The organism is Corynebacterium pseudokroppenstedtii, from assembly GCF_019754945.1.
Classification (GTDB): domain Bacteria; phylum Actinomycetota; class Actinomycetes; order Mycobacteriales; family Mycobacteriaceae; genus Corynebacterium; species Corynebacterium pseudokroppenstedtii.
In genome coordinates this window covers 176,354-197,062 of sequence record NZ_JAEUWU010000002.1, presented here as the reverse complement: position 1 = coordinate 197,062, position 20,709 = coordinate 176,354, and the positions used below count along the sequence as shown (strand labels likewise).

At 59.1% G+C, this 20,709-nt stretch carries 20 protein-coding genes; 17 read left to right on the top strand and 3 right to left on the bottom strand.

All coding sequences use genetic code 11. The features are described from left to right. Positions 1-18: 18 nt before the first annotated feature. The 3 genes from JMN36_RS03850 (at position 19) to JMN36_RS03840 (ending at position 3,307) form a co-directional block, all read left to right on the top strand. Positions 19-765, top strand: coding sequence for a phosphoglyceromutase (locus JMN36_RS03850; RefSeq protein ID WP_012732526.1), 747 nt, complete (start codon positions 19-21; stop codon positions 763-765). 588 nt (positions 766-1,353) lie between these two features. Then, entirely contained in the window at positions 1,354-2,628 is a 1,275-nt protein-coding gene (locus JMN36_RS03845; RefSeq protein ID WP_328145772.1) for a sensor histidine kinase, read from the top strand. Beyond that, positions 2,621-3,307 carry a response regulator transcription factor gene (locus JMN36_RS03840; RefSeq protein WP_204087614.1) on the top strand — a complete coding sequence of 229 codons (687 nt, stop codon included), beginning with the start codon at positions 2,621-2,623 and terminating at the stop codon, positions 3,305-3,307. Before JMN36_RS03845 ends, JMN36_RS03840 begins: the two co-directional genes overlap by 8 nt. A 15-nt stretch (positions 3,308-3,322) precedes the next feature. On the opposite strand, the gene JMN36_RS03835 is transcribed toward JMN36_RS03840, so the two are convergent. From JMN36_RS03835 to JMN36_RS03825, 3 genes are all read right to left on the bottom strand, one after another. Continuing rightward, the gene (locus JMN36_RS03835; RefSeq protein WP_221923886.1) at positions 3,323-4,345 is read right to left on the bottom strand and encodes a DUF3109 family protein; all 1,023 of its coding nucleotides are present in this window, start codon (positions 4,343-4,345) and stop codon (positions 3,323-3,325) included. 251 nt (positions 4,346-4,596) lie between these two features. Further along, positions 4,597-4,833, bottom strand: coding sequence for a hypothetical protein (locus tag JMN36_RS03830; protein WP_221923885.1), 237 nt, complete (start codon positions 4,831-4,833; stop codon positions 4,597-4,599). A gap of 76 nt (positions 4,834-4,909) precedes the next feature. Next, positions 4,910-5,578, bottom strand: coding sequence for a hypothetical protein (locus JMN36_RS03825; RefSeq protein ID WP_221923884.1), 669 nt, complete (start codon positions 5,576-5,578; stop codon positions 4,910-4,912). Positions 5,579-5,784: 206 nt separating this feature from the next. Here JMN36_RS03825 and JMN36_RS03820 point away from each other — a divergent pair, with 206 nt between their 5' ends. The 14 genes from JMN36_RS03820 (at position 5,785) to JMN36_RS03755 (ending at position 20,668) form a co-directional block, all read left to right on the top strand. Next, positions 5,785-6,246, top strand: coding sequence for a DoxX family protein (locus JMN36_RS03820; RefSeq protein WP_221923883.1), 462 nt, complete (start codon positions 5,785-5,787; stop codon positions 6,244-6,246). Between the two features lie 74 nt (positions 6,247-6,320). After that, positions 6,321-7,265 carry a Ppx/GppA family phosphatase gene (locus JMN36_RS03815; protein ID WP_221923882.1) on the top strand — a complete coding sequence of 315 codons (945 nt, stop codon included), beginning with the start codon at positions 6,321-6,323 and terminating at the stop codon, positions 7,263-7,265. Positions 7,266-7,400: 135 nt separating this feature from the next. After that, positions 7,401-8,723: a hypothetical protein gene (locus JMN36_RS03810; RefSeq protein ID WP_204087608.1), complete on the top strand. Its 1,323-nt coding sequence runs from the start codon at positions 7,401-7,403 to the stop codon at positions 8,721-8,723. A gap of 58 nt (positions 8,724-8,781) precedes the next feature. Beyond that, a complete protein-coding gene (gene proC / locus JMN36_RS03805) occupies positions 8,782-9,624 on the top strand; it encodes a pyrroline-5-carboxylate reductase (RefSeq protein ID WP_204087607.1) in 843 nt (280 codons plus the stop codon). 261 nt (positions 9,625-9,885) lie between these two features. Continuing rightward, positions 9,886-10,077, top strand: coding sequence for a helix-turn-helix domain-containing protein (locus tag JMN36_RS03800; protein WP_012732517.1), 192 nt, complete (start codon positions 9,886-9,888; stop codon positions 10,075-10,077). A 208-nt stretch (positions 10,078-10,285) separates the two neighbouring features. Next, a complete protein-coding gene (locus JMN36_RS03795) occupies positions 10,286-10,387 on the top strand; it encodes a 30S ribosomal protein bS22 (protein ID WP_003402602.1) in 102 nt (33 codons plus the stop codon). Positions 10,388-10,502: 115 nt separating this feature from the next. Beyond that, the gene (locus JMN36_RS03790; RefSeq protein ID WP_204087606.1) at positions 10,503-10,739 is read left to right on the top strand and encodes a glutaredoxin family protein; all 237 of its coding nucleotides are present in this window, start codon (positions 10,503-10,505) and stop codon (positions 10,737-10,739) included. A 461-nt stretch (positions 10,740-11,200) separates the two neighbouring features. Beyond that, entirely contained in the window at positions 11,201-12,739 is a 1,539-nt protein-coding gene (locus JMN36_RS03785; RefSeq protein ID WP_204087605.1) for a glutamyl-tRNA reductase, read from the top strand. Continuing rightward, positions 12,736-13,623, top strand: a complete 888-nt coding sequence (gene hemC, locus JMN36_RS03780; protein ID WP_204087604.1) for a hydroxymethylbilane synthase — start codon at positions 12,736-12,738, stop codon at positions 13,621-13,623. The genes JMN36_RS03785 and hemC overlap by 4 nt, the downstream gene beginning before the upstream one ends. A gap of 150 nt (positions 13,624-13,773) precedes the next feature. Then, complete coding sequence (locus tag JMN36_RS03775; protein WP_204087603.1) at positions 13,774-15,432, top strand: bifunctional uroporphyrinogen-III C-methyltransferase/uroporphyrinogen-III synthase; 1,659 nt, start codon at positions 13,774-13,776, stop codon at positions 15,430-15,432. A gap of 35 nt (positions 15,433-15,467) precedes the next feature. Next, positions 15,468-16,517: a porphobilinogen synthase gene (hemB, locus tag JMN36_RS03770; RefSeq protein ID WP_221923881.1), complete on the top strand. Its 1,050-nt coding sequence runs from the start codon at positions 15,468-15,470 to the stop codon at positions 16,515-16,517. Positions 16,518-16,591: 74 nt separating this feature from the next. After that, positions 16,592-17,524, top strand: coding sequence for a hypothetical protein (locus JMN36_RS03765; protein ID WP_204087601.1), 933 nt, complete (start codon positions 16,592-16,594; stop codon positions 17,522-17,524). 46 nt (positions 17,525-17,570) lie between these two features. Then, positions 17,571-18,026 (top strand): hypothetical protein, encoded by a 456-nt coding sequence (locus JMN36_RS03760; RefSeq protein WP_204087600.1) that lies wholly within the window; start codon positions 17,571-17,573, stop codon positions 18,024-18,026. Beyond that, a complete protein-coding gene (locus JMN36_RS03755; protein WP_221923880.1) occupies positions 18,017-20,668 on the top strand; it encodes a heavy metal translocating P-type ATPase in 2,652 nt (883 codons plus the stop codon). Before JMN36_RS03760 ends, JMN36_RS03755 begins: the two co-directional genes overlap by 10 nt. Positions 20,669-20,709 lie beyond the last annotated feature (41 nt).

The window sequence follows — 20,709 nt, the reverse complement described above, 5'->3', positions numbered from 1 at the left end:
CGTGGCACGATAGAGGGCATGAGTAACGGAAAACTTATTCTTCTTCGTCATGGCCAGAGCCAGTGGAATTCCACCAACCAGTTCACGGGTTGGGTCGATGTTGATCTCACTGAAAAAGGCGAGGCAGAAGCCAAGCGCGGTGGCGAGCTCATCAAGGAAAAGGGCCTTCACCCCGAGGTGCTCTACACCTCCCTGTTACGACGGGCTATCCGCACCGCTGATATCGCCCTCAACGCTGCCGACCGGCTGTGGATCCCGGTCATCCGCGACTGGCGCCTGAACGAGCGTCACTACGGTGCGCTGCAGGGCCTGAACAAAGCCGATACCAAGGAAAAGTACGGTAACGAAAAGTTCATGGCATGGCGTCGTTCCTACGACACCCGCCCGCCAGAGCTCGAGGACGGCGCGGAGTACTCGCAGTCCGACGACCCGCGCTACGCCAACCTTGACTCGGTCCCGAAGACGGAGTGCCTGAAGGACGTCGTCGCCCGCTTCGTCCCGTACTTCAAGGAAGAAATCCTCCCGCGCGCTCAGAAGGGGCAGACCGTCCTGATCGCCGCTCACGGTAACTCCCTGCGTGCGCTGGTCAAGCACCTGGACAACATTTCCGACGACGACATCGCCGGCCTGAACATCCCGACCGGTATTCCGCTGGTCTACGAGATCGCCGAGGACGGTTCCGTTGTGAACCCCGGCGGAACCTACTTGGATCCGGAGGCTGCTGCCGCCGGAGCTGCCGCCGTCGCTAACCAGGGCTCGAAGTAAACGCTTGAGCTCCTGAGCGCGCAGTTATAGCGAGCGCGCAGTAATACGGGGGGGATAGCAGCGACAGGAGAATGGCCCACGGTGGCGGAAGCAACTGCCAACTTCCAAGTGCCTGAGCGAACAGTGCGAAGTGCTGTTCAAGAGGCAGGGATCACGCTACCGAGGGGCCGTATAACCCCCGAAACCCACGGTGTATTTGATCTAGAAAACGCGAATCTCGGGCCCCATCGTCCGGTGGGATGTCCCGAGATTTACTTCTTCACAACACGCATGCTGTGAAGCTCCGACTTCATTATGTCACATTATGCATTATGTGAAGTTAGGCCATGCTGTGTGACATTGTGTGAATCCAACTGATTGTGTTGGTGAAGCGTATTCGTCTAGGTTTTAGCTGATAGAAGGCGATATGTGGTGATTTCGCTGGCGCAGTCGTCTACCGAGTAGGACGACCGTCAGGGCACTCTGGAGGCGCCGATGGGCGTGCGGCTTCGGATTGCAGCGTGGTTCCTGGAGGGGGTTGCAGCTAATCCGCGTGGGGTTGTGAGGCATGGGGGAGCTCGCCCCACGTGACCGACTACGCTTAATGATGTGTCCGCGACAATCGGCATCATCATCGCAGTCAGTGTGTTCGTCGGGGGAGCCATTGGTTTCACAGTGGCCAAATTGCACCGTGTTCTCTCTGGTGTGCAATTACTCCACCCGCGGCTGAAACCTCGCCCGGGTGGGGAAGCGCCCGGCCGCGAACCGACGGCCCGTGTTCAGAAACCAGCTTCGCCATCGCGCCAGGCCAAAGCTCGGCAGCCTAAAACGAAGGCGCCGAGCAAGCTGGTGACCTACGCCGACGTGCTTAATGTGGCCGTCGATAATTCACCCATCGCGGTGGTCGTCGTCGATAATCATGAAGACATTGTGCTGGCTAACGATGCCTCCCGAGTTCTGGGCATTGTGGATAAGACGCACATCAACCGGGCGGCGTGGGGCGCTGCGCTGAAGGTTTTCGCGGATGGTGAGCCGCGTGAGATTGTGTTCCGCCCGGAGCGGTCCGCCCGCCAGACCCGTGAGCGTCCTATTTTTTCGGTGAAAGCTGCCGTTCGTTTGCTGTCCGATAGCGACAATCGTTTCATCGTTATTTATGCGATTGATGATTCAGAAAATGTGCGCATGGAAACTGCGCGGAGGGATTTCGTCGCGAATGTGTCGCATGAGTTGAAATCGCCGGTCGGGGCGGTGTCGTTAATGGTGGAAGCGCTGCTTGAGGCGAAAGATGACCCCGATTCTGTCGAATATTTCGGCGGAAAAGTGATGAAAGAAACCCAAAGACTGGGTCAATTGATCACCGAACTAATTTCTTTAACCAAGCTACAAGGCGCGGAACCATTACCTGACTTCGAAGTCCTGAGCATCGACGATGTGGTTGACGAAGCAGTGGAACGATGCCGATTTGCCGCCGAAGCACACGACATCTCACTGTCCACCGACGCTCCCTGCGGGGCCACCGTGCTAGGGGACACGAACTCGCTGGTTACCGCCGTGAGCAACCTCATCATGAACGCCATCAACTACTCGCCGGAAGCAACACCGGTCACCGTCACTAGGGAAGTGCTCTCTGATCCCGACAAAGGGCGGCAGGTCGTCGATGTTCGCGTGACAGATCGCGGCATCGGCATTGCCCCCGAAGACCAGAAACGCGTCTTCGAGCGGTTCTTCCGCGTCGACAAGGCACGGTCCCGACGAACAGGGGGTACCGGTTTGGGTCTGGCAATTGTGAAGCATGTGGCAGCAAACCACGACGGCGACATTAAGCTATGGAGTAAGCCGGAAACCGGATCAACATTCACTTTGGAGCTCCCGACGCATGACTAGTGTTCTTATTGTCGAAGATCAGGAAACGTTATCCGAGCCGCTTGCATTCCTCCTGCGCAAGGAGGGATTCGATGTCATCATCGCCCCGGACGGGCCGACGGGGCTGCGCGAGTTCAGCCAGCACGAGATCAGCATTGTTCTCCTCGACCTCATGCTCCCGGGGATGTCCGGCACCGAGGTCTGTAAAAAACTGAGACAAAGCTCCAGCGTCCCCATCATTATGGTCACTGCACGAGATACGGAGATGGACAAAATTGTTGGCCTCGAATTGGGTGCCGACGATTACGTCACGAAACCGTATTCGGCCCGCGAACTCATCGCGAGAATTCGGGCAGTCCTTCGACGTGGCCGCGGGACCTCTGGGCCTGATCAGTTTGACGACGAAATTCTTGAGGTCGGGAACGTCCGGATGGACGTTGAACGCCACTCGGTATGGGTGGACGGCAAAGAAATCAACATGCCCTTGAAGGAATTTGACCTGCTGGAATACCTGATGCGGAATGAAGGGCGCGTGTTGACCCGTGGTCAGTTGATTGACCGTGTGTGGGGGCTGGACTACGTGGGGGACACGAAAACGCTGGATGTTCACGTGAAGCGGTTGCGGTCCAAGGTGGAGCACGACCCCTCACACCCGCACCACCTGATTACGGTACGGGGGCTTGGATACAAATTCGAATAAGGACGGTCGCTGGTTTTAGTTGGGCGGGTGTGTTCCGGCGATCGTCGCCGGGTGCATCGCAACAATCGGCATTCCCAACGACACAGGGCGACGTGAATTCTGTGTGGCGGGGGTTTGTTGTGTGGCGGTGGACTTTCCCTCGGCTTCCATCACGATCCGAGCCCGTTCCTCTAACGCTTCACAATGCTCCGCGATGACCGCGTAGGCACTTTCGCCGAGCATTTCGGTCAACTCATCTTTGTGAGTACGCCACAGAGATTTCCCGTGGAGAACAGGCATGGGCGTATGGCAACCTGGAGCGCCGCTGCAGTACCAGTCAAAATCCTCTCCGCCGTCGCCCCACCCGCGGCGTTCATATTCGCCAATCGTGGTGTGCAGGATCTCGTGGCCGTCGGGGCGGGTTTCCCAGTCCTCCGTGCGGTGCAGAGGTAGCTGCCAGCACACCTCGGGCTTGGCGTATTCCAGCCGCTCGCCAGTGTCCATAGCCCACTGGTGGAGAGCGCATCCCGTGCCCGTCGGCCAGCCGGGTCGGTTCGCGAAAATGCAGGCACCATCCACAATCGGCGTTTTGAGCGCTGGTTCTGGTTCGCCGTCGTCATTGTCCAGTTCATCCCACACCAGCCAGGGCTCCAACTCCGCCGGATCGCGGGTGCTCAGCCATTCGTCCGTTCCCTCGGGGCGAAGCTGCCAATACTTCGCGGGCATGCGGGACACGCAATCCGTGAGAGCGTCGTGATCGTCTTCGTCGGCAAGAAAAGCCCCGTGAACACAGCAGCCGGCATTGGGCATCGACGAATCAATCCCCGGGCATGCGTCGGTGCCGAACCGGCAGGAATAGCCGGAGAGCAGCCAGGTGAGATCGACGGTGATGAGGTGATCCTCGTCATCCGGGTTGAGGAAGGAGAACCATTCGCGGGGGAAATCTGCGGGGACTTCGACGCCGGCGCAGATGGAACGGTCCGCGAGGGTGCCCTCGGGGTAGCCGGTACGCATGGGATGGGTGCGCGCTGTGGAATGGGTGGGTTTAGGAGTGGGCATTGCGCACTCAGCATAGATGCTGACGGGGCGATCACTTAAAACGCGGAAAATCTAGCGACGGTTGAACCCAAACGTAATACGGGGTGATACGACTGAAGATAAACTCTTCCTTGAAATGAAAAACGGCCTCGAGCTGCTGCTCGAGACCAGGATTTCATTTTACTATGCAGGTGATTCCTGCTCAGTAAGTAAGACTCTACCGTCTACCTCTATAAAAAGCACGCATAGTTGCCAAGACGCGGATGGAGAGCTCACTCCTCCTGCTCATCCAGCTGCCGTCTCAACTCTTCTAGTGAGATGGCCTCAAGCTCTCCCCGGAGGTATGCCTGATATTCCGCTTCTACCACGTAGCAAAGCGCGATGTCAGCGAAAAATAGTATGAGCATTTCTCGCAGGTGAAAACCATGTTCTTTGCTGATCACAGAGCGCAGCTCGTTTAGCTGGCGCTTCGCACAAGCAATATTACGGGGATCATCGAAACCGCTCATCCAGGAACACCTCATCCAAGCCCATTAACGCCCGTGATTATAACGGTCGGCTGTGACAGAAGCGGTCCCGTCGTGATTATTTCTTGCTGACCCGTGGGCCAAAGGTTCCAGCAGGTCCTCGATGGTAAACAGCCTCGAAACTGCCACGATCGCTTCCGGTCGCGTTGATTTTCTCTCCACAAGAAAGGGTGTCCTGCGCGCTGCCGATAATGCAGACGACGGTGTATTCCTGCCCCGTCGTCGGGCTCTTTTGTGTGAAGTCAGCGCGCAATACGGAGGTCACAGTCGGGTCAGGAGCCCACTTGGAGTACGTCTGCTGCATCGCGGAGGTGAATATTGCCCCTGCAAAACCGCAGGATGTTTTCGCCCCTGCCTTGATCTCATCGCCGTCGTAGGTCGTGCCACAATATCCGCCGATTTGATTGGGATTGGGGATGTAATTGCTCGTCCCGTGCAACGTGGATGGTGCGTCTTCTTGCCGACGATGGCCACCCTCGGTGGCGTCGCCATCGGTGCTGTCACCATCTGTACGGTGATCGGCCTCTGCCTGGGAGTCGAGTGAGGGCTGAATGTTCGCGTGGTTGTTTGATGTGCCGTTGGGACTCGAAGGTGAGGTAGCCGACGGGGAAACTGCTGATGGTGAGCCTTGGGGTGTCTCGTCACCGCCCTGACCGCATCCAGACAACCAAAGACCGACCACGGGCACAACGCTGAGCTGAGGAACGTATTTTCTACTTCTCGTCATGTCACTCATCGCCTTAAGCTCACCCTATCCCCATAGATATTTCTGACATTATGCATGATTATCTTGTGGCGGGGCCTTTTATTCCGTTCCTTTGTTTCGTGTCATTTCGCGAATCTGTCGCAGTGTTTCGACGGACGTATGATGGGTAAACGCTTACTGGTCCAATGAATTTTCGGTCCAACGAAGGGCCCAACAAAGGAGCCATCATGACTAAAAAAACACTTCAGCGTCGGCTGTCTCGAGCAAAGAAGCTGTACGCAGGGCATGCGCCTAAAAAAGAGCCAGTTTCGCAGAAGGTCACGCGGCTCGCTCTCGGTGGATTTATGACGATGGCGGGTGTGTCGCACCTCGCGTGGAACCGCAAAACATTCCAGGACCAGGTCCCGTCCTGGGCGCCGTTCTCCGAGGATTCGGTCGTCGTCGGCTCTGGTTTGGCAGAAATTGGCCTTGGCCTCGGCCTGTTAGCTTTGCCCAAGGAGCGTCGCAAAGTTGGGGTTGCATTGGCCGCTTTCTACATTGCTATTTTCCCAGGCAATGTGGGGCAGTACGCCGAAAAGAACGGCGGATTTAACCTGGATACCGACGGCAAACGCCTCCTGCGACTTTTCGGGCAACCGGGCTTGATCGCTGCTGCACTGTGGGCTGGCGGATTGCCCGAGAAGGACTAAGCAACTGAGCGGGTTACGTCACTCTGCCCGCCACCCACGTTGGTTCGTTAACCGCACTGATACAGTTATGTTCCGTGCGACTCGGTGTACTAGACGTAGGAAGCAACACCGTTCATCTCGTGGTGGTTGATGCCCGTCAGGGTGGTCAACCGTCGGCGATGAGCGACTGGAAAACCACCATGCGGCTCATGGAGCACATTAATAAGCATGGCGAGTTGAACTCGAAAGGCCGCCACAAGCTCGTCAAAGGTGTCAAAGAGGCCTCTGACCTGGCGGAAACGTTCGGTTGCGATGACATGATCCCCTTCGCTACGTCCGCGGTGCGGTCCGCCACCAACTCCGACGACGTTCTGTCGGAAGTGAAAGACCAGACCGGCGTCGAGCTAAAAATTCTGTCCGGCGAGGACGAAGCCCGCTTAACATTTCTTGCTGTCCGACGGTGGTACGGATGGTCGGCCGGGCGAATCATTGACCTCGACATCGGTGGCGGATCCCTGGAGATCAGCGCTGGCCCGGATGAAGACCCGGAAGACGCGTTCTCCGTCCAGTTGGGCGCGAACCGGTTGACCCACGATTGGCTGGACCAAGACCCGCCGTCGAAGAAGAAGATCAAAGCGCTGCGCGATTACATCGATGCGGAATTGGCCGCCCCAGCAGCGACGATTAAAAACCACGGGGTTCCCGATCTTGCCGTGGGAACGTCGAAAACCTTTAGGACATTGGCCCGACTGACGGGTGCCGCCCCCAGTTCGGCTGGCCCCAGAGTGAAACGGACGTTGACGCGCGCGGGTGTTCGGCAGCTGATTGCGTTTATTTCTCGGATGACGGCGGAGGACCGCGCCGAGCTCGAGGGCGTTAGTGCGGATCGCGCGCCGCAGATTGTGGCGGGTGCGCTGGTGGCTGAGGGGGCCATGCGCGCTCTGGACCTGGAAGAGATCAGCATTTGCCCGTGGGCGCTGCGTGAAGGCGTCATTATGCGCTACACGGATTCGCCGGACTTTGTGGCCGACTACCAGTAGGCGGGGTTGTGGCCGCGTGGCCTCTTGACGCCGGCATTCGCGGCTGTTGCAGCGTCGGTAATCGTTTGATTGTCGGCACTATTTGGCTTATACACCTAAGAGTGAAACTAGTTTGTGGCCCAAAAATGTGGCCATATGTTCATTGTTGGCCTGCGCTTGGGTAGGGTTGAGGGCGTTAATGTCCGGCCCGTGAACAATGGGCCATTCTCCATTGATGGTCGAGAGGACGGTATGGCTGGCGACCAAATAACTGTGGCAGAACTTCTTACTCGCCGCGCCGCGAGCCGGAAGAATGCCGGCGTAGCTGGGGAACCGGCTGACGATGCCGATGTTGCCCCTCGACGGCACCGGAACATTGAACAGGGGGGCGTGTCTGTCGCAGAACTGACGGGGTCAATTCCGAAGGTTACCGACGAACACCTTGAAAACGGCGGATATGAAGAGCCGACGGACGTTGATGTTGATGAGGCTGATGACGTAGAGGCTGAAACTTCAGCGTCCGTGGACGACGAGTCGGTGGATAGTGAGTCGGTGGATAACGACTCAGCCGATAGTGAGTCTGTGGATAGTGACTCGTCGTGGTCTGATGAAACTTGGGCCCGAGCTGCACAGAACGATGCACATGACGATCAGAGTGCCGACGATGTCGATCTGGTTGATCAAAGTGTCGACGATGCGCGCGTAATTGACTACGAAGCTGATCTTGACGGCGGCGTTGACAGTGACGCTGATGCAGCCGACGTCGAAGCTGAGGACGCCGCGGACACCGTATGGAATGAAGATACGTGGGCTGCGGGTGCGGATGACGCTGACGATTCAGCCGCTAGCAGCGACATTGCTGAGGATGATCAGGCGCGTGACTCCGTCTCGGCGGCGACCTCGCGTACATCAACTCCGTCGACGGAAGAGACTCGCAATCTGCAACAGATTACCGACGAGGACCTCGCAGCCGCCGACGATAACGCCGACAACCAGGGATTAGTGCGCGGAGATTACCCCTCCGATGACGGCTCTGAGATCGACGATGAGCCCGCGTACCGGCACGATGAGCAGGCAGGGATCCTGCCGGAGGAAGAGTACGAGGATTCGGATCACTTGTCGGAGTACTCCGATGTGGACGATGAGTTCTCAGACCGGGACGAGGCCGCGGCCAGGGCCACGTCGTCGGGCAAGAGTGCCTCCTCAGACAAGGGCGAGTCCTCGGACAAAATGAACATTGGCTTGATGATCGTCCAGATCATCGTTGCCTTGGCCGCTGGCGTGGCCGTGTTCAAAGGGTTCACCATTCTGTGGAACAGGTTCTCGGTGCCCCTGACGGCATTGCTGGCCATCGTCATGACTCTTGTGTTCGTCGGGGTGGTTCACGCTCTTCTGCGTGAAAAAGACAAGCTCATCATGCTTCTTGCCGCGGTTGTGGGGCTCGCGCTGACCTTCGGCCCGTACCTCGTCGTCATGTAGCGAACCCGCGTCGTCGCTGTCGGTGGACGTGCATGGTTGACTCTGGCACCCTGGGTGCATGACTAAAATCGCGGTAATTGGTGGAGGAAAGATCGGCGAGGCCCTGATCGGGGGCCTACTGTCCGGCGATTACGATCCGACGGACATTGTCGTAGCTAATCGACGCCCAGAGCGCAGCGACGAACTCAAAGAGCGCTATGGAGTTACCGCTGTCGACGACGATGCCACTGCGGTAGAAAACGCGGACATCGCTTTCCTATGTGTGAAGCCCTACGACACACTCGGCGTGGTGGAAAGCATCGCAGATGTCGTTGACCACAACGACACGGATACGATCCTGGTGTCCATGGCCGCAGGAATCACATTGTCCTCGCTGGAAGGGATCGCCTCCGCGGGGACGGCCATTGTGCGCGTGATGCCCAACACCCCGATGCTCGTGGGCAAGGGTGTCAACGTGATCGCGCGGGGCCGCTTCGTCTCTGACGAGCAACTGGCAACAGTCTCTGAGCTGCTCGGGCTGTTGGGCTACACCGCGGAAGTCAAAGAATCGCAAATGGACGCGGCGACCGCTGTGTCCGGATCAGGCCCGGCCTATTTCTTCCTCGTTCTGGAAGCCATGACGGATGCCGGCGTCAATCTGGGGCTGCCCCGCGAACTAGCTAAGGAGTTGGCTTCGCAAACTGCACTGGGCGCGTCGACGATGGCCACGCAGGAAGGGGCCGACCCTGTACAGCTCCGCGCGAATGTGTCGTCGCCAGGTGGGACGACGAGTGCAGCGACCCGCGCCCTCGACGAGAACGGCTTGCGCACCGCCTTTTACCGGGCGATGGAAGCCTGCGCGAAGAAGTCTGAGGAATTGGGGAAGCCGGCGTCGAAATCGGATAATTCGGGCGATAACTAAGACGACAACTCAACGGTGAGAGTTAGGGGCGTGAAGCAATCCAGAAGTAATCCAATTGCGTTGCTTTGTTTCACACTTGTCCCATGATGCTCATGGGTTCTCATCGGTTCCATAGGTGTTCTTAACTGCACAATTAACACGTTGTGTCCCCCTATAATCGCTATGACACATCATTCACGCTAAGCTGGTCTAAGCACGTGCGTGTCACCCTGCGGGAGGGGAAGCCTGCAGCGCGGCGTGCCGAAAGGTAGAAAACTGAGTATGAGCCATGCAGAAAACGGATCGTTTCTGACGGTCGCTGAAGTTGCAGACATTATGCGAGTCTCCAAGATGACCGTGTACCGCCTGGTCCACGCCGGTGAGCTTCCGGCTGTTCGCGTAGGGCGTTCCTTCCGGGTGCACGAGTCTGCGGTGGATGAGTACCTTAAAGAGTCGCACTACAAAGCGATCTAGTCGCACGCGATCTACTCGTTGGTTGCGCGGGGTGAGGCTAGAAAAGTCTCACCCCCACCAGCGACTTTGTCTGTGACGGACACTGCGTGGCAGATACGCCCTACGTTTCACTTTTGGTTTTAGCACGTCGTGGCCGGTAGAGTGGTGGCCATTCGTGTCTGCCTCGTGCGTAGGCGAGAAACTGTTCACTATCGATAAAGGATTCCTCATGGGTTCTGTCATTAAGAAGCGCCGCAAGCGTATGTCCAAGAAGAAGCACCGCAAGCTTCTGCGCCGCACCCGCGTTCAGCGTAGGAAGCTCGGTAAGTAAACCGGGCTCCGTGAGGAGCTCTCGCCAAAGCCGACCTGTCGGGTGAGGTGGAACCGTGGCTGCACGGATCTTCGCCTCCGGGGCCGGCTTTTGTCGTATCTGAGGATAGGTGTATATGCATCAGGTTGAGCTGATGGTGAGGCAATCATGCGGATCGTGCCGACGAGTTGCGGAGCAGATTCGCCCGATCTGCCAACGCTGGGGTGCCGAGTTCGTGGTCACGGACGTTGACTCCGACACCAGCTTGGCCATGGAATTCGGGGATCGTGTTCCCGTCGTTCTTGTCGACGACGACGAAATCGCCTGTTGGGAAATCGACGACGAGGACCTCATCGACGCCCTGGAGTCGTGAGGGGTGCTGTCGGAGGTAAAGGACGTCGGGCGTGAATAACGTCGGGCGTGACCGCCGTCGGCAATGCGTAGTGCCACCTGACCGGGATCGGTTTTATGAAACTTTTGCCTGTCCTTACCGGGGTTGCCCGAATTGTTGTGGAATACCTCCAAAATCTGGTCGTTTACCCCCTCATGTGTGGCCCACACGCCGTAAATAACCGCTTTCTTTGTCATGGAAGGGGCAAAGCGGATACGGTGTTTAATCGAATATGTGGGATCAGTTGTGTTACCCCTGTTACTACAGCTGCTAGTAGAGACTCCCGGGGTGCCCCGGTTGGCCTGTCGAACGGGCCGAGTGGGGCGCTCAGCTAGCTCAGAGAGTTCCGTAAGGATGACGACCCTTCCGGTGACTTCTGCGCTGGTGGACAGTCCGGCACCCGCACAGAGAAGAGCGGGGATCCCCTGCGAGGAGGTTCTTTCGTGAGCATTGTGCTCGTAGGTATGTCGTATCGATGTGCACCTGTTTCCTTGTTGGAGCGGGCTACGGTAAGTGCGGAGGACCGCCCTAAGGTGGCGGCGGACCTTCTGACTGAGCCGTTTATTTCTGAGGCATTGATCGTTTCCACGTGCAACCGCACAGAGTTCTACGTGGTGTGTGAGGGTTTCCACCCCACGGTGGAGCACATCGTCGATACCATTTCGCGGTATTCGGGCGCGTCGGTGTCGGAACTGTTCCCGCACTTATATGTGCGGTACGCCGAGTCCGCGGTGGAGCACATGCTCCGCGTTGCTGCCGGCTTGGACTCGATGGTTGTGGGGGAACAGCAGATCATCGGCCAGATTCGCGATGCGTACGCGAGCGCCACAGAGGATGGCACTATTGGGCACGGCCTGCATGAATTGGCACATCGTGCGCTGCGCACAGGCAAGCGCGTTCATGCCGAAACCGATATTGACGACGAAGGCCCGTCGATGGTGTCCTTCGCCGTTCGTCAGGCCCTGGACGCGATGGGGGTTGACAACCTCGACGGCCGTCACGCGCTCGTAGTGGGGGCCGGTGCGATGGCCTCGTTGGCGTCGACGCATCTTGGCCGTCTCGGCGCGTCGATGACTATTGCTAACCGCACGCTCGGTCGCGCGCAAAATGTGGCGTCCCACGCCCGCGAGGTAGGCGTGTCCGCAGATGCCACTGATCTATCCGACCTTGTGACAGAGATGTCTCGCGCGGATATCGTCGTCACCGCTACCGGAGCCTTGGATCCGTTGGTTGATACTCCGATGGTCGACCAGGCACTCGCGGCTCGCGCGGAACAGCATCACGGCGCTTCCTCTGAAACCTCCGCTGACCTCGTCATTTGCGATTTGTCTCTTCCGCGCGACGTCGTGTGCGCTCCTCGCCCCGGCGTGACCGTGTTGAATATCGACACGATGCAGAAAGAGCGCCGTGCTGCCCTCGAGGACCAGAGCGACGTCGTCAAGCACAACCAGGGACTGCCAGAAAGCGCCCAGCCCAGCGCCGTCTCTGATGATGCGGCTGCACTCGCACGGTCCATCGTCGCTGAGGAACTGCGGTCGTATGTCGAGCGCATTCGTAGCCAAGATGTTGTGCCGACGGTCAAGGCGTTGCGTCGTCGCGGTGCGGAAATTTTGCGCAGTGAGCTGGACCGGATCGATTCCCGCACCCCGGACCTGAGCGAGAAGGAACGCAAAGAAGTCCACAGCGCCATGAAGCGTGTGGTGGATAAGCTCATGCACACGCCGACAGTCCAGCTCAAGAAACTGGCTGGCCACACCGATATGACCTACTCAGATGCGATCCGGGACTTGTTCGGACTGGACGATGTGGAGTACCCGTCGGCAGCCGAAGGACGGCCCGAGCCCTCTGTGCCGCAACCAGATTCTTCATTGACCAACTACGCTGTTCCTATGGCCTTGCCTGATCCGGCCGACCCTCGCGGTATGGGCGCGATCATGGGGCTTCGACATGATGGATCGGATGTGAAGAAAGGGCATTCATGATTCGTATTGGCACCAGGGGTTCCGCGCTTGCATTAACCCAAGCTGGGCACGTCCGGGACGCGCTGATTTCCGCCGGATTAGAAGCTGAACTATTCACAGTTCATACACCGGGGGACGCGTCACAGGGTGCTGGTACTCCTGTTGCACGGATCGGTGTTGGAGTGTTCACGCAGACACTCCGCACGGCACTTGCCGCGGGTGAGTGCTCGTTGGCTGTGCATTCTTTTAAAGACTTGCCGACGGCACCTGACCCGCGTTTTCGTTTGGCCGTTCCGCCCAGGGTCGACGCCCGTGACGTGGTGTTCTCCCGCGACAGAATTCCGCTGGCGGACTTGCCGGCTGGGTCGACGATTGGGACCGGTGCCCCGCGGCGCATGGGGCAGGTCCGAGCGCTGAGGCCGGACTGCACCGTCGTACCCATCCGCGGCAACGTCGATACGCGTATCGGGCGGTTAGAGAAAGACCTGGACGCGGTGATCCTGGCGCGTGCCGGTGTGGAACGTCTTGGTCGCCTGGGAGAGGCGACGGAAACGCTGGACGTGGACACGGTGCTACCTGCTCCGGCGCAGGGTGCGCTGGCGGTGGAGGCCGTCGCTGAGGGGAACGAGAATTGTTCCGAGGAAGCTCTGTATGCGATTCGTGTGCTTGATCACGAGATGTCGCACCGTCGGGCTATCGCGGAGCGTGCGGTGCTGGCCTCGTTGAACGCGGGGTGCACCGCTCCCGTGGGTGCCTACGCGACGGAGGATTCGTTCCGCGCGGGCGTGTTCGCGGTGGACGGTTCCAAGCGTGTGACGTGGAGTTCCGAAGGCGAACCAACCGAGGACATTGGCCACCAAGCAGCGGAGTATTTGCGGGCGCATGGCGCGATGGATTTGATGTGAGTGCGCCGGTGTGGGGGCCCTCCGTCGGCCGGATACTAACCCCTGTCTGTGATGTCGGAGGGTGTCGTCGTTTTGGATTGAGCACGTAGTAGGATTTATTCTCTTTTAGTCAAAATTAGCCGCGGTTCGACCCCGCTTTAAAGGATCTCCATGACCAACTCGACTCCAGGGCGCATCCTGTTCGTCGGTGCCGGCCCCGGTAACCCTGACCTCTTAACGGTGCGCGCACGAGAAGTTCTGACATCTATTGCGGACGCATGGGTGGATGACGGCGTCGGTGAATCTATTTGCCGCCTCGTGGGGCACGATGTCCCCGTCCCGCGCGAGAAAATAGAGGAAGCCGAGCAAGAGTTCGCCCGGATGGTGGAGGAAGCGAAAGCAAAAGGGTCCCGCCGACGGCCAACGCCCCCACCACCCCCGACGGCGGCGAATATTCGCAGCCCCGAGGGTGACCCGCAGGCGACGGCCGATGCCATGTTGGCTCAGGCTGCCACGGGTACCGACGTTATTCGCCTGGTCGCGGGCAACCCATTGGGTAACACTTCCGTCTTAGCAGAAATTAGTGCTGTCGCTGCTCATGATGCCGATTTCCAGGTTGTTCCGGGAATGTCCGTTCCCTCGACGGTTCCGTCATTCGCTGGAATTGCCGTTGGTTCGAGTTTTACCGAAACGGATGTGACGGGTAGCGACGATACCGCGACGTGGGATCGGCTCGCCCAGGCACCCCAGCCGCTGGTTCTTCAGGCGGAGGCGCAGGACCTTCCTGTCATCGAGTCTCGACTGGTGGATCGCGGTCTGCCCGAAAGTACGCCGGCCACCGTGACGGTAAATGGCACTACGCGTTTGCAGAAAACCTACGACGTCACCTTGGGCACGTTGACATCGTGTGAGGGTGATCTGCCAGGTCATTTGGTGGTTACCATTGGCGTTGAGGTCGGTGCGCGTAACAAGTATTCGTGGTGGGAAAACCGGGCTCTGTACGGCTGGTCGGTGTTGGTGCCCCGCGCGAAGTCGCAGGCAGGGCCGATGAGCACCCGCTTGGCTCAACATGGCGCGATCCCGTGGGAAGTGCCGACGATCTCTGTGGAGCCCCCGCGCAGCCCGGCGCAAATGGAACGTGCCATCAAAGGCTTGGTTGACGGGCGCTACCAGTGGATCGTCTTCACCTCGGTGAACGCGGTGAAAGCGGTGTGGGAAAAACTGACCGCGATCGGCCTCGACGCCCGCGCCTTCGCTGGGGTGAGCATCGCAACCGTCGGGAAGAAAACGGCCAAAGCCGTGACGGACCTGGGAATTAATCCCGAGCTCATGCCGCCGGCCAATGCCCGTTCCGCGTCGGGTCTCGTAGATGTTTTCCCGCCCTATGATGCCGACATTGACCCCGTGAACAGGGTTTTCCTTCCCCGTGCGGATATCGCCACCGACGTTCTGGTTGACGGCCTCATCGACCTGGGCTGGGACGTGGACGATGTCGTGGCTTACCGTACCGTTCGCGCGGCTCCGCCCAGCGCTGACATCCGCCACATGATTAAGTCCGGCGGGTTTGACGCGGTGTGCTTCACGTCATCGTCGACGGTGAAGAACCTTGTTGGCATTGCTGGGAAACCCCACCAGCGCACGATTATTGCGTGCATTGGCCCGATGGCGGCAGCGACTGCGAAGGAATGTGGTTTGCGCGTTGACGTCGTGCCGGAAGAGGCCGGGGTTCCTGAACTTGTGGATGCGCTGGCTGAATATGTGGCAGGTTTGCGCGCGGCGGGGCAGTTGCCGCCTCCGAGGAAAGTGCGGAAGAAGAAAAAGTCCTCGTAAGTAGCGTGTCGGGACCACGTAGTACCCTGGGGCGCATGTCACAAACTAACGAATCCTCTCAGAGCACGAACCGCCCATCCCGCGATAGCTTAGGTCTTCAACGTCGTCCCCGCCGTTTGCGGACGTCGGCGACGATGCGGGATTTCGTTGCAGAGACTCGTTTAGATCCGGCCAACCTGATCCAGGTATTATTCGTCCGCGACGGCATTGACAAGCCGGAAGAAATCCCCTCCATGCCGGGGCAGTATCAGCACACGGTGGCTTCTCTTATCGACGCCGTTCGCGAGGCCCGCGACGCCGGCGTGCGGTGCGTTGACCTGTTCGGCATCCCCCTCGAGGAGGAGAAAGACGCCCAGGGCTCCGAGGCGTGGAACCCGGACGGCGTCCTCAACCGCGGAATCGCCGCGGTGCGTAAGGAATTCGGCGACAGCATCCTGGTCATGGCCGATACCTGTCTGGACGAATTCACCGACCACGGGCACTGCGGAGTGCTGACGGAAGACAAGCACGGGACCGTCGTCGTGAATAATGACAAGACTGTGCCGCTGTATGTGAAGATGGCGGTATCGCAGGCCAAGGCGGGGGCGCATATTGTCAGCCCCTCAGGGATGATGGATGGGCAGGTCGCGGAGATCCGACGTGGGCTCGACGACGCTGGCTACGAGGATGTGTCGATCATGGCGTACTCGGCGAAGTATGCGTCGGCCTTCTTCGGGCCGTTCCGCGATGCCGTGGGATGCTCACTGCAGGGCGATCGTAAGGCCTACCAGCAGGATCCTGCGAATCGGCGTGAATCGTTGCTCGAGGTGCAGCTGGACATCGACGAGGGTGCGGACATGGTGATGGTTAAGCCGGCCATGGCGTACTTGGATGTGGTTCGCGAGGTTGCGGACTTTTCGCCGGTCCCCGTGGCTGCGTACCAGGTCAGCGGTGAGTACTCCATGATCGAGGCCGCCGCGCAGAATGGGTGGATTGATCGGCGACGCATCGTGCTTGAATCGTTGACCTCTATCCGACGGGCCGGCGCGGACATGATCTTCACGTACTATGCCACTGAAGTAGCCCACTGGTTGAAGGACAACTAAGTTACGCGGTTTGCGTGCACACCGTCACCCCATGCTCCGTCGCGGTAGTTTGCCGCCCCATATTGGAGGTATTTATGGCTTCACCTGAGCACACACATCTGTCCCCGACGCTGCGAATGGCAACCACCCCTGGCGCATCGCCCGCGCCGGGTTCTGGGCCGCAACCTGGATCGGGGCCGACTCCAGGTTCGACGCCGGGGCAGCCGAACCCCACTCCGCCGTCGACACCAGGGCAGTCGGGATCGTCGGGCTTAGGTGAACCGGCCCCGGGAGAACCAGGTGTTAGTGGTGATCCACTCCCCGGAGGCACCCCGGCTCCTGGAGGAGCACAAAACCCAGGAGACTCCAACCGCGGGTACGGTCCCGATAACGCGGCCGGCGGATACAGCCCGGACGACGCGAACCGTGGATACGGAGTGGCACCGCAGGCCGTGACCGGACCTCCGTCGTCGAACAATAATGACGACAAGAAAAAACAGCCCGAGCCACCTCAAGATGTGAAGGATGCACGGACAGCGTGGATGTGGACCGCACTCCTGCAGGCCATTCTTGGTGTGCTGACGGGGATTGAGGTCATTGCGAACCCGTCGATACTGGATACTGCCATCAAACAGGCTAAAGATATGTATGGCATGTCCACGGAAGATGTCAGCAATTCGGCTATCGCCTCGGTCAGTGGGATGATGATCGCCGTGTTCTACATTGTGGCCAGCTTGGTCGCGGTTCTCCTGATCAGGCAATTCGTGAAGGGGAAGAAGTGGACGCGATTCCTCTTGATCCTGGGATCCGCCTACCTGATTGTGAACGGCGTGAGCGGTGCCTTCGCGGTGCCGGACGTCGGGTCCAATATGTTCGTATGGGCAACGGGATCTCTGGGCATTGTTTCGGCCGTGTTGTCGGCGGTGGGAATTTGGTTTTCTACCCGGCCGCCAGCGTCGGATTATCTCCGGGGATCGTCCCCCAAGGATGGCACTGGGGACTCCGGCGATGAGAGTGCCCGGAAGTAGCGCCCGAAAATAGTACAGATACGGCGTCGGCACGTAAGGTACAAGTATGCCGATATCCAGCACCGATAGTGAATCCTCCTCCCCATCAGGAGGTCAACCACGCCCACCTGTGGTCACAGCGGCCCGGTGGGTGTTTATTATCGCTGCGGTGCTGATGGTTCTGGCCGGCCTGATTTTAGCTAGCGCCCACTACACCGGCCATGAGGACTCTGACTTCATTCACGCGTGGGAACGGAATATGCGGATAGTCGGTATTGCCAATGTTCTTCTGGGATGCGCCATTGGTTTCGCCGTCGCCCCCATGTCGGCAGGTAACCGACGTGCCCGGGTCGTTCTGATCGCATTGACGGCCGGCGGAATTGCTCTTAATATCATGGCTTTCGTTATCCACGTCGGCGGGTTTGTCCTTGCCCTCATCGCTGTTCTTCTGGCCATCGCTGTGATGTGTATGGTCCAGCCGTCCGCACGATCGTATTTCGGAGTTCGCTCGCTATGGCAGTAAAAAAATCGGCTGTCGACGACCACACGCCAGATAGCTCACCCAAGAAGCCTGCATCGGGCGAACCCCCGACAGATTTCCCGCGACACCGTCGCCCCTATGGTTCCTACTCGGGGAAGTACTCGCCCCGTAATAATCGACGCGCCGCGGATGGTTCGCTACTTCCCGCCGACCCGGAGTCCCTGGAGAAGTCTGAAACCGCCATCAAGGCGGCCGTCGACGCCGCCCGAGACCTGGGCGTTGAGCGTCGTCACGCGGGTTTGCTGAATGACGAGGACGAAGAAAAGTCGTACCACTCGTTCACCCTGGAGTTGGACGGGCTTGAGGACGCTGTCCACGCGGGCGATATCGAAAAGATGCTGTCCGATGTTGAGGGCGTGACCGCACGCATTGTTTACGGAAAACCGTCGACGGCGTGGGTGTCGGCGCCGAGTTCGATGTCGGTGGACCACATTATTTCGGTCCTCCAGGCCAGTGGCGTGAGTGCCGTCAAGAAGCTGGGGTCGGTGTACCGTCAGGTTATTGAATCCGAGGCTGAGCAGGAAAGAAAAGAGCGGAGGCGACGCCGGCACCGTCGGCACAACGAGTCGTTTTTGTCCCGGCACCCGTTCCGGGTGAGCAAGCCGGACAACATGGAGGCATTGTTCACAGCGCGCGCGTTGATTACCAAGCTGCGGCTCATCGTGGCGGTGACGTTATCTGTGCCGGTGGTTGCCATCGCCCTGTTCCCGCGGCTGCAGTTCCCGTACTGGCAGTGGGTGTCTGCGGGTTTGGCGTTGCCTGTTGTGTCCTATTGTGCGTGGCCGTTCCACCGAGCAGCTGTCGGCGGTCTCCGTCGGAAGATGGCCGCGCTCGACTCCGCAACATCACTGGCCGTGGCCGTGGCTTATGTATGGTCCGTAGGCACCGTCGTTTTTATGCGGCCGCAGGGTGACTGGACATCGCCACCCAAATGGTTTGTCTTCCAGCATCAACCACAAGTCTTTTTCGACGTTGCCTGTGGAGCAACCACCCTGGTTCTTCTGGGGAGGCTACTATCACGACGCAACCGCCTGCACAGCATGGAGTTACTGTCCACACACAACGTGGATTCGGGAATGATGGTTACCGTTATTCGCCGGACTGCCGATGGGCCACGGAAACAATCCGTCAGCGCAGCAGAACTCCACCCTGGCGAGGACATCTTGGTCGCTCCCGGGGACATCATTCCCGTCGACGGGGTCGTCGTCGGTGGGTCATCGTTAATTAGTCCAGGGCCGGTGTCGGGGCATAGTAACCGGACCGTCGTTAAGGTGAATTCCCATATTTATGCTGGTGGGCGAAATATGGGGGATACTCTCAAGATCCGTGTCGATAGGTCTGGGCACACGACACGTCTAGCGGCCATGCACCGCTGGGTTGAAGAATGCGATCATGCCGAGCATATGGCAACGCGCACGGCGACCCGATCAGCTTCGCTCCTCGTCCCGTGGGCGATAGTGCTGGCAGTGATGTGTTTCCTGAACTGGTTCCTCATTATGAAGGACGCGGCGGGTGCTTTGGCGACAAGTTTGGCAGTGCTCACAGGTGTGGGGCCGGTGTCATTAGCTATTTCCACAACGCTGGCATCACGGTTGGGATTGGCGCGCGCCATCAGCCGTGGCATCTTATTCCGCGACGAGCAAGTGATGTGGGATCTGGGTGAATGTGACATGCTCCTTTTCAACCGCGTGGGCACGCTGACCACCGGAAATATGAAAGTGGAGAGCGTGACCGCGGCGGAAGGGGAAAACGCCGACTTGATCCTCCGCGTGGCGGGCGCCCTGGCCATGGAGAGCGAACATGGTGTGTCCCGTGCGCTGGTGAAAGCCGCCCGTGAATCGCGTGATCTGGGAGCCGGCGGGAGCAGCGTCCCCCACTGGATTGAGGTGACGGGCGAGCAGATCACTGACAACGGGTCCTTCATCGGCACCGTGGATATTCCGATCCGCGGCGAGATGAGTTCGGTGAAAGCCGCGCTGTGGCGGCCGCGCGATCTGTCTGAGCTGAAAGATGATCGCCTCGCGATGGCGGCGATCTCCGGCGGGACCCCCTTGGTGGTGTCCTGGAAGAACAAGAACCGCGGCGTTATCACCGTGATCGACGCGACGAAGGACGACGCGGCGGAAGCCATTGAGCAGCTGGAAGATATGGGCATTGAGACGGGAATGCTCTCTCGTGATACGTATCCCGTGGCCAAGAAATCGGCGGACAGTTTGGGTATGAGCCTGGTTTTGGCCGGGATCGCGCCATCGCGTAAAGGAGCGGCGGTGCGGTCCATGCACCGCGAAGGCTACAGCGTCGCCCTCGTTGGTGACCGTGACTTGATGAAGTACCTGGCGGTGGCCGACGTCGGAATCCTCGTGGGTGCTGCTGATTGCCTGGACACGGTTGATGCGTCGGTTGTTATTCTTCGCGACGAGGTGCGTGCCGTTCCCGACGCGGTGAACTTGGCGACGAAGGTGCGGCGCGTGGGTAAAGGCAACATGAACTTCTCGCGTGCGTATAACACGTTTGCCCTGGTGGGTGGCGCGTTGTCGATCATTAACCCCTTGATATCCACACTGTTGATGCTGTTGGGGTCGACCGTGATTGAGATGCGCACGTTGACGTTGCGACGGGCGTAATGCTGGGGTTGGCGCGTGGGGGCGCGGAGTGGTGTGCAACC

Coding starts and splice junctions, on each gene's coding strand:
- JMN36_RS03760 (WP_204087600.1), top strand. CDS start 17,571: ATGCCGATATCCAGCACCGATAGTGAATCCTCCTCCCCATCAGGAGGT.
- JMN36_RS03775 (WP_204087603.1), top strand. CDS start 13,774: ATGACCAACTCGACTCCAGGGCGCATCCTGTTCGTCGGTGCCGGCCCC.
- JMN36_RS03850 (WP_012732526.1), top strand. CDS start 19: ATGAGTAACGGAAAACTTATTCTTCTTCGTCATGGCCAGAGCCAGTGG.
- JMN36_RS03820 (WP_221923883.1), top strand. CDS start 5,785: ATGACTAAAAAAACACTTCAGCGTCGGCTGTCTCGAGCAAAGAAGCTG.
- hemC (WP_204087604.1), top strand. CDS start 12,736: ATGATTCGTATTGGCACCAGGGGTTCCGCGCTTGCATTAACCCAAGCT.
- hemB (WP_221923881.1), top strand. CDS start 15,468: ATGTCACAAACTAACGAATCCTCTCAGAGCACGAACCGCCCATCCCGC.
- JMN36_RS03765 (WP_204087601.1), top strand. CDS start 16,592: ATGGCTTCACCTGAGCACACACATCTGTCCCCGACGCTGCGAATGGCA.
- JMN36_RS03800 (WP_012732517.1), top strand. CDS start 9,886: ATGAGCCATGCAGAAAACGGATCGTTTCTGACGGTCGCTGAAGTTGCA.
- JMN36_RS03830 (WP_221923885.1), bottom strand. CDS start 4,833: ATGAGCGGTTTCGATGATCCCCGTAATATTGCTTGTGCGAAGCGCCAG.
- JMN36_RS03790 (WP_204087606.1), top strand. CDS start 10,503: ATGCATCAGGTTGAGCTGATGGTGAGGCAATCATGCGGATCGTGCCGA.
- JMN36_RS03835 (WP_221923886.1), bottom strand. CDS start 4,345: ATGCCCACTCCTAAACCCACCCATTCCACAGCGCGCACCCATCCCATG.
- JMN36_RS03795 (WP_003402602.1), top strand. CDS start 10,286: ATGGGTTCTGTCATTAAGAAGCGCCGCAAGCGTATGTCCAAGAAGAAG.
- JMN36_RS03755 (WP_221923880.1), top strand. CDS start 18,017: ATGGCAGTAAAAAAATCGGCTGTCGACGACCACACGCCAGATAGCTCA.
- JMN36_RS03810 (WP_204087608.1), top strand. CDS start 7,401: ATGTTCATTGTTGGCCTGCGCTTGGGTAGGGTTGAGGGCGTTAATGTC.
- proC (WP_204087607.1), top strand. CDS start 8,782: ATGACTAAAATCGCGGTAATTGGTGGAGGAAAGATCGGCGAGGCCCTG.
- JMN36_RS03825 (WP_221923884.1), bottom strand. CDS start 5,578: ATGACGAGAAGTAGAAAATACGTTCCTCAGCTCAGCGTTGTGCCCGTG.
- JMN36_RS03840 (WP_204087614.1), top strand. CDS start 2,621: ATGACTAGTGTTCTTATTGTCGAAGATCAGGAAACGTTATCCGAGCCG.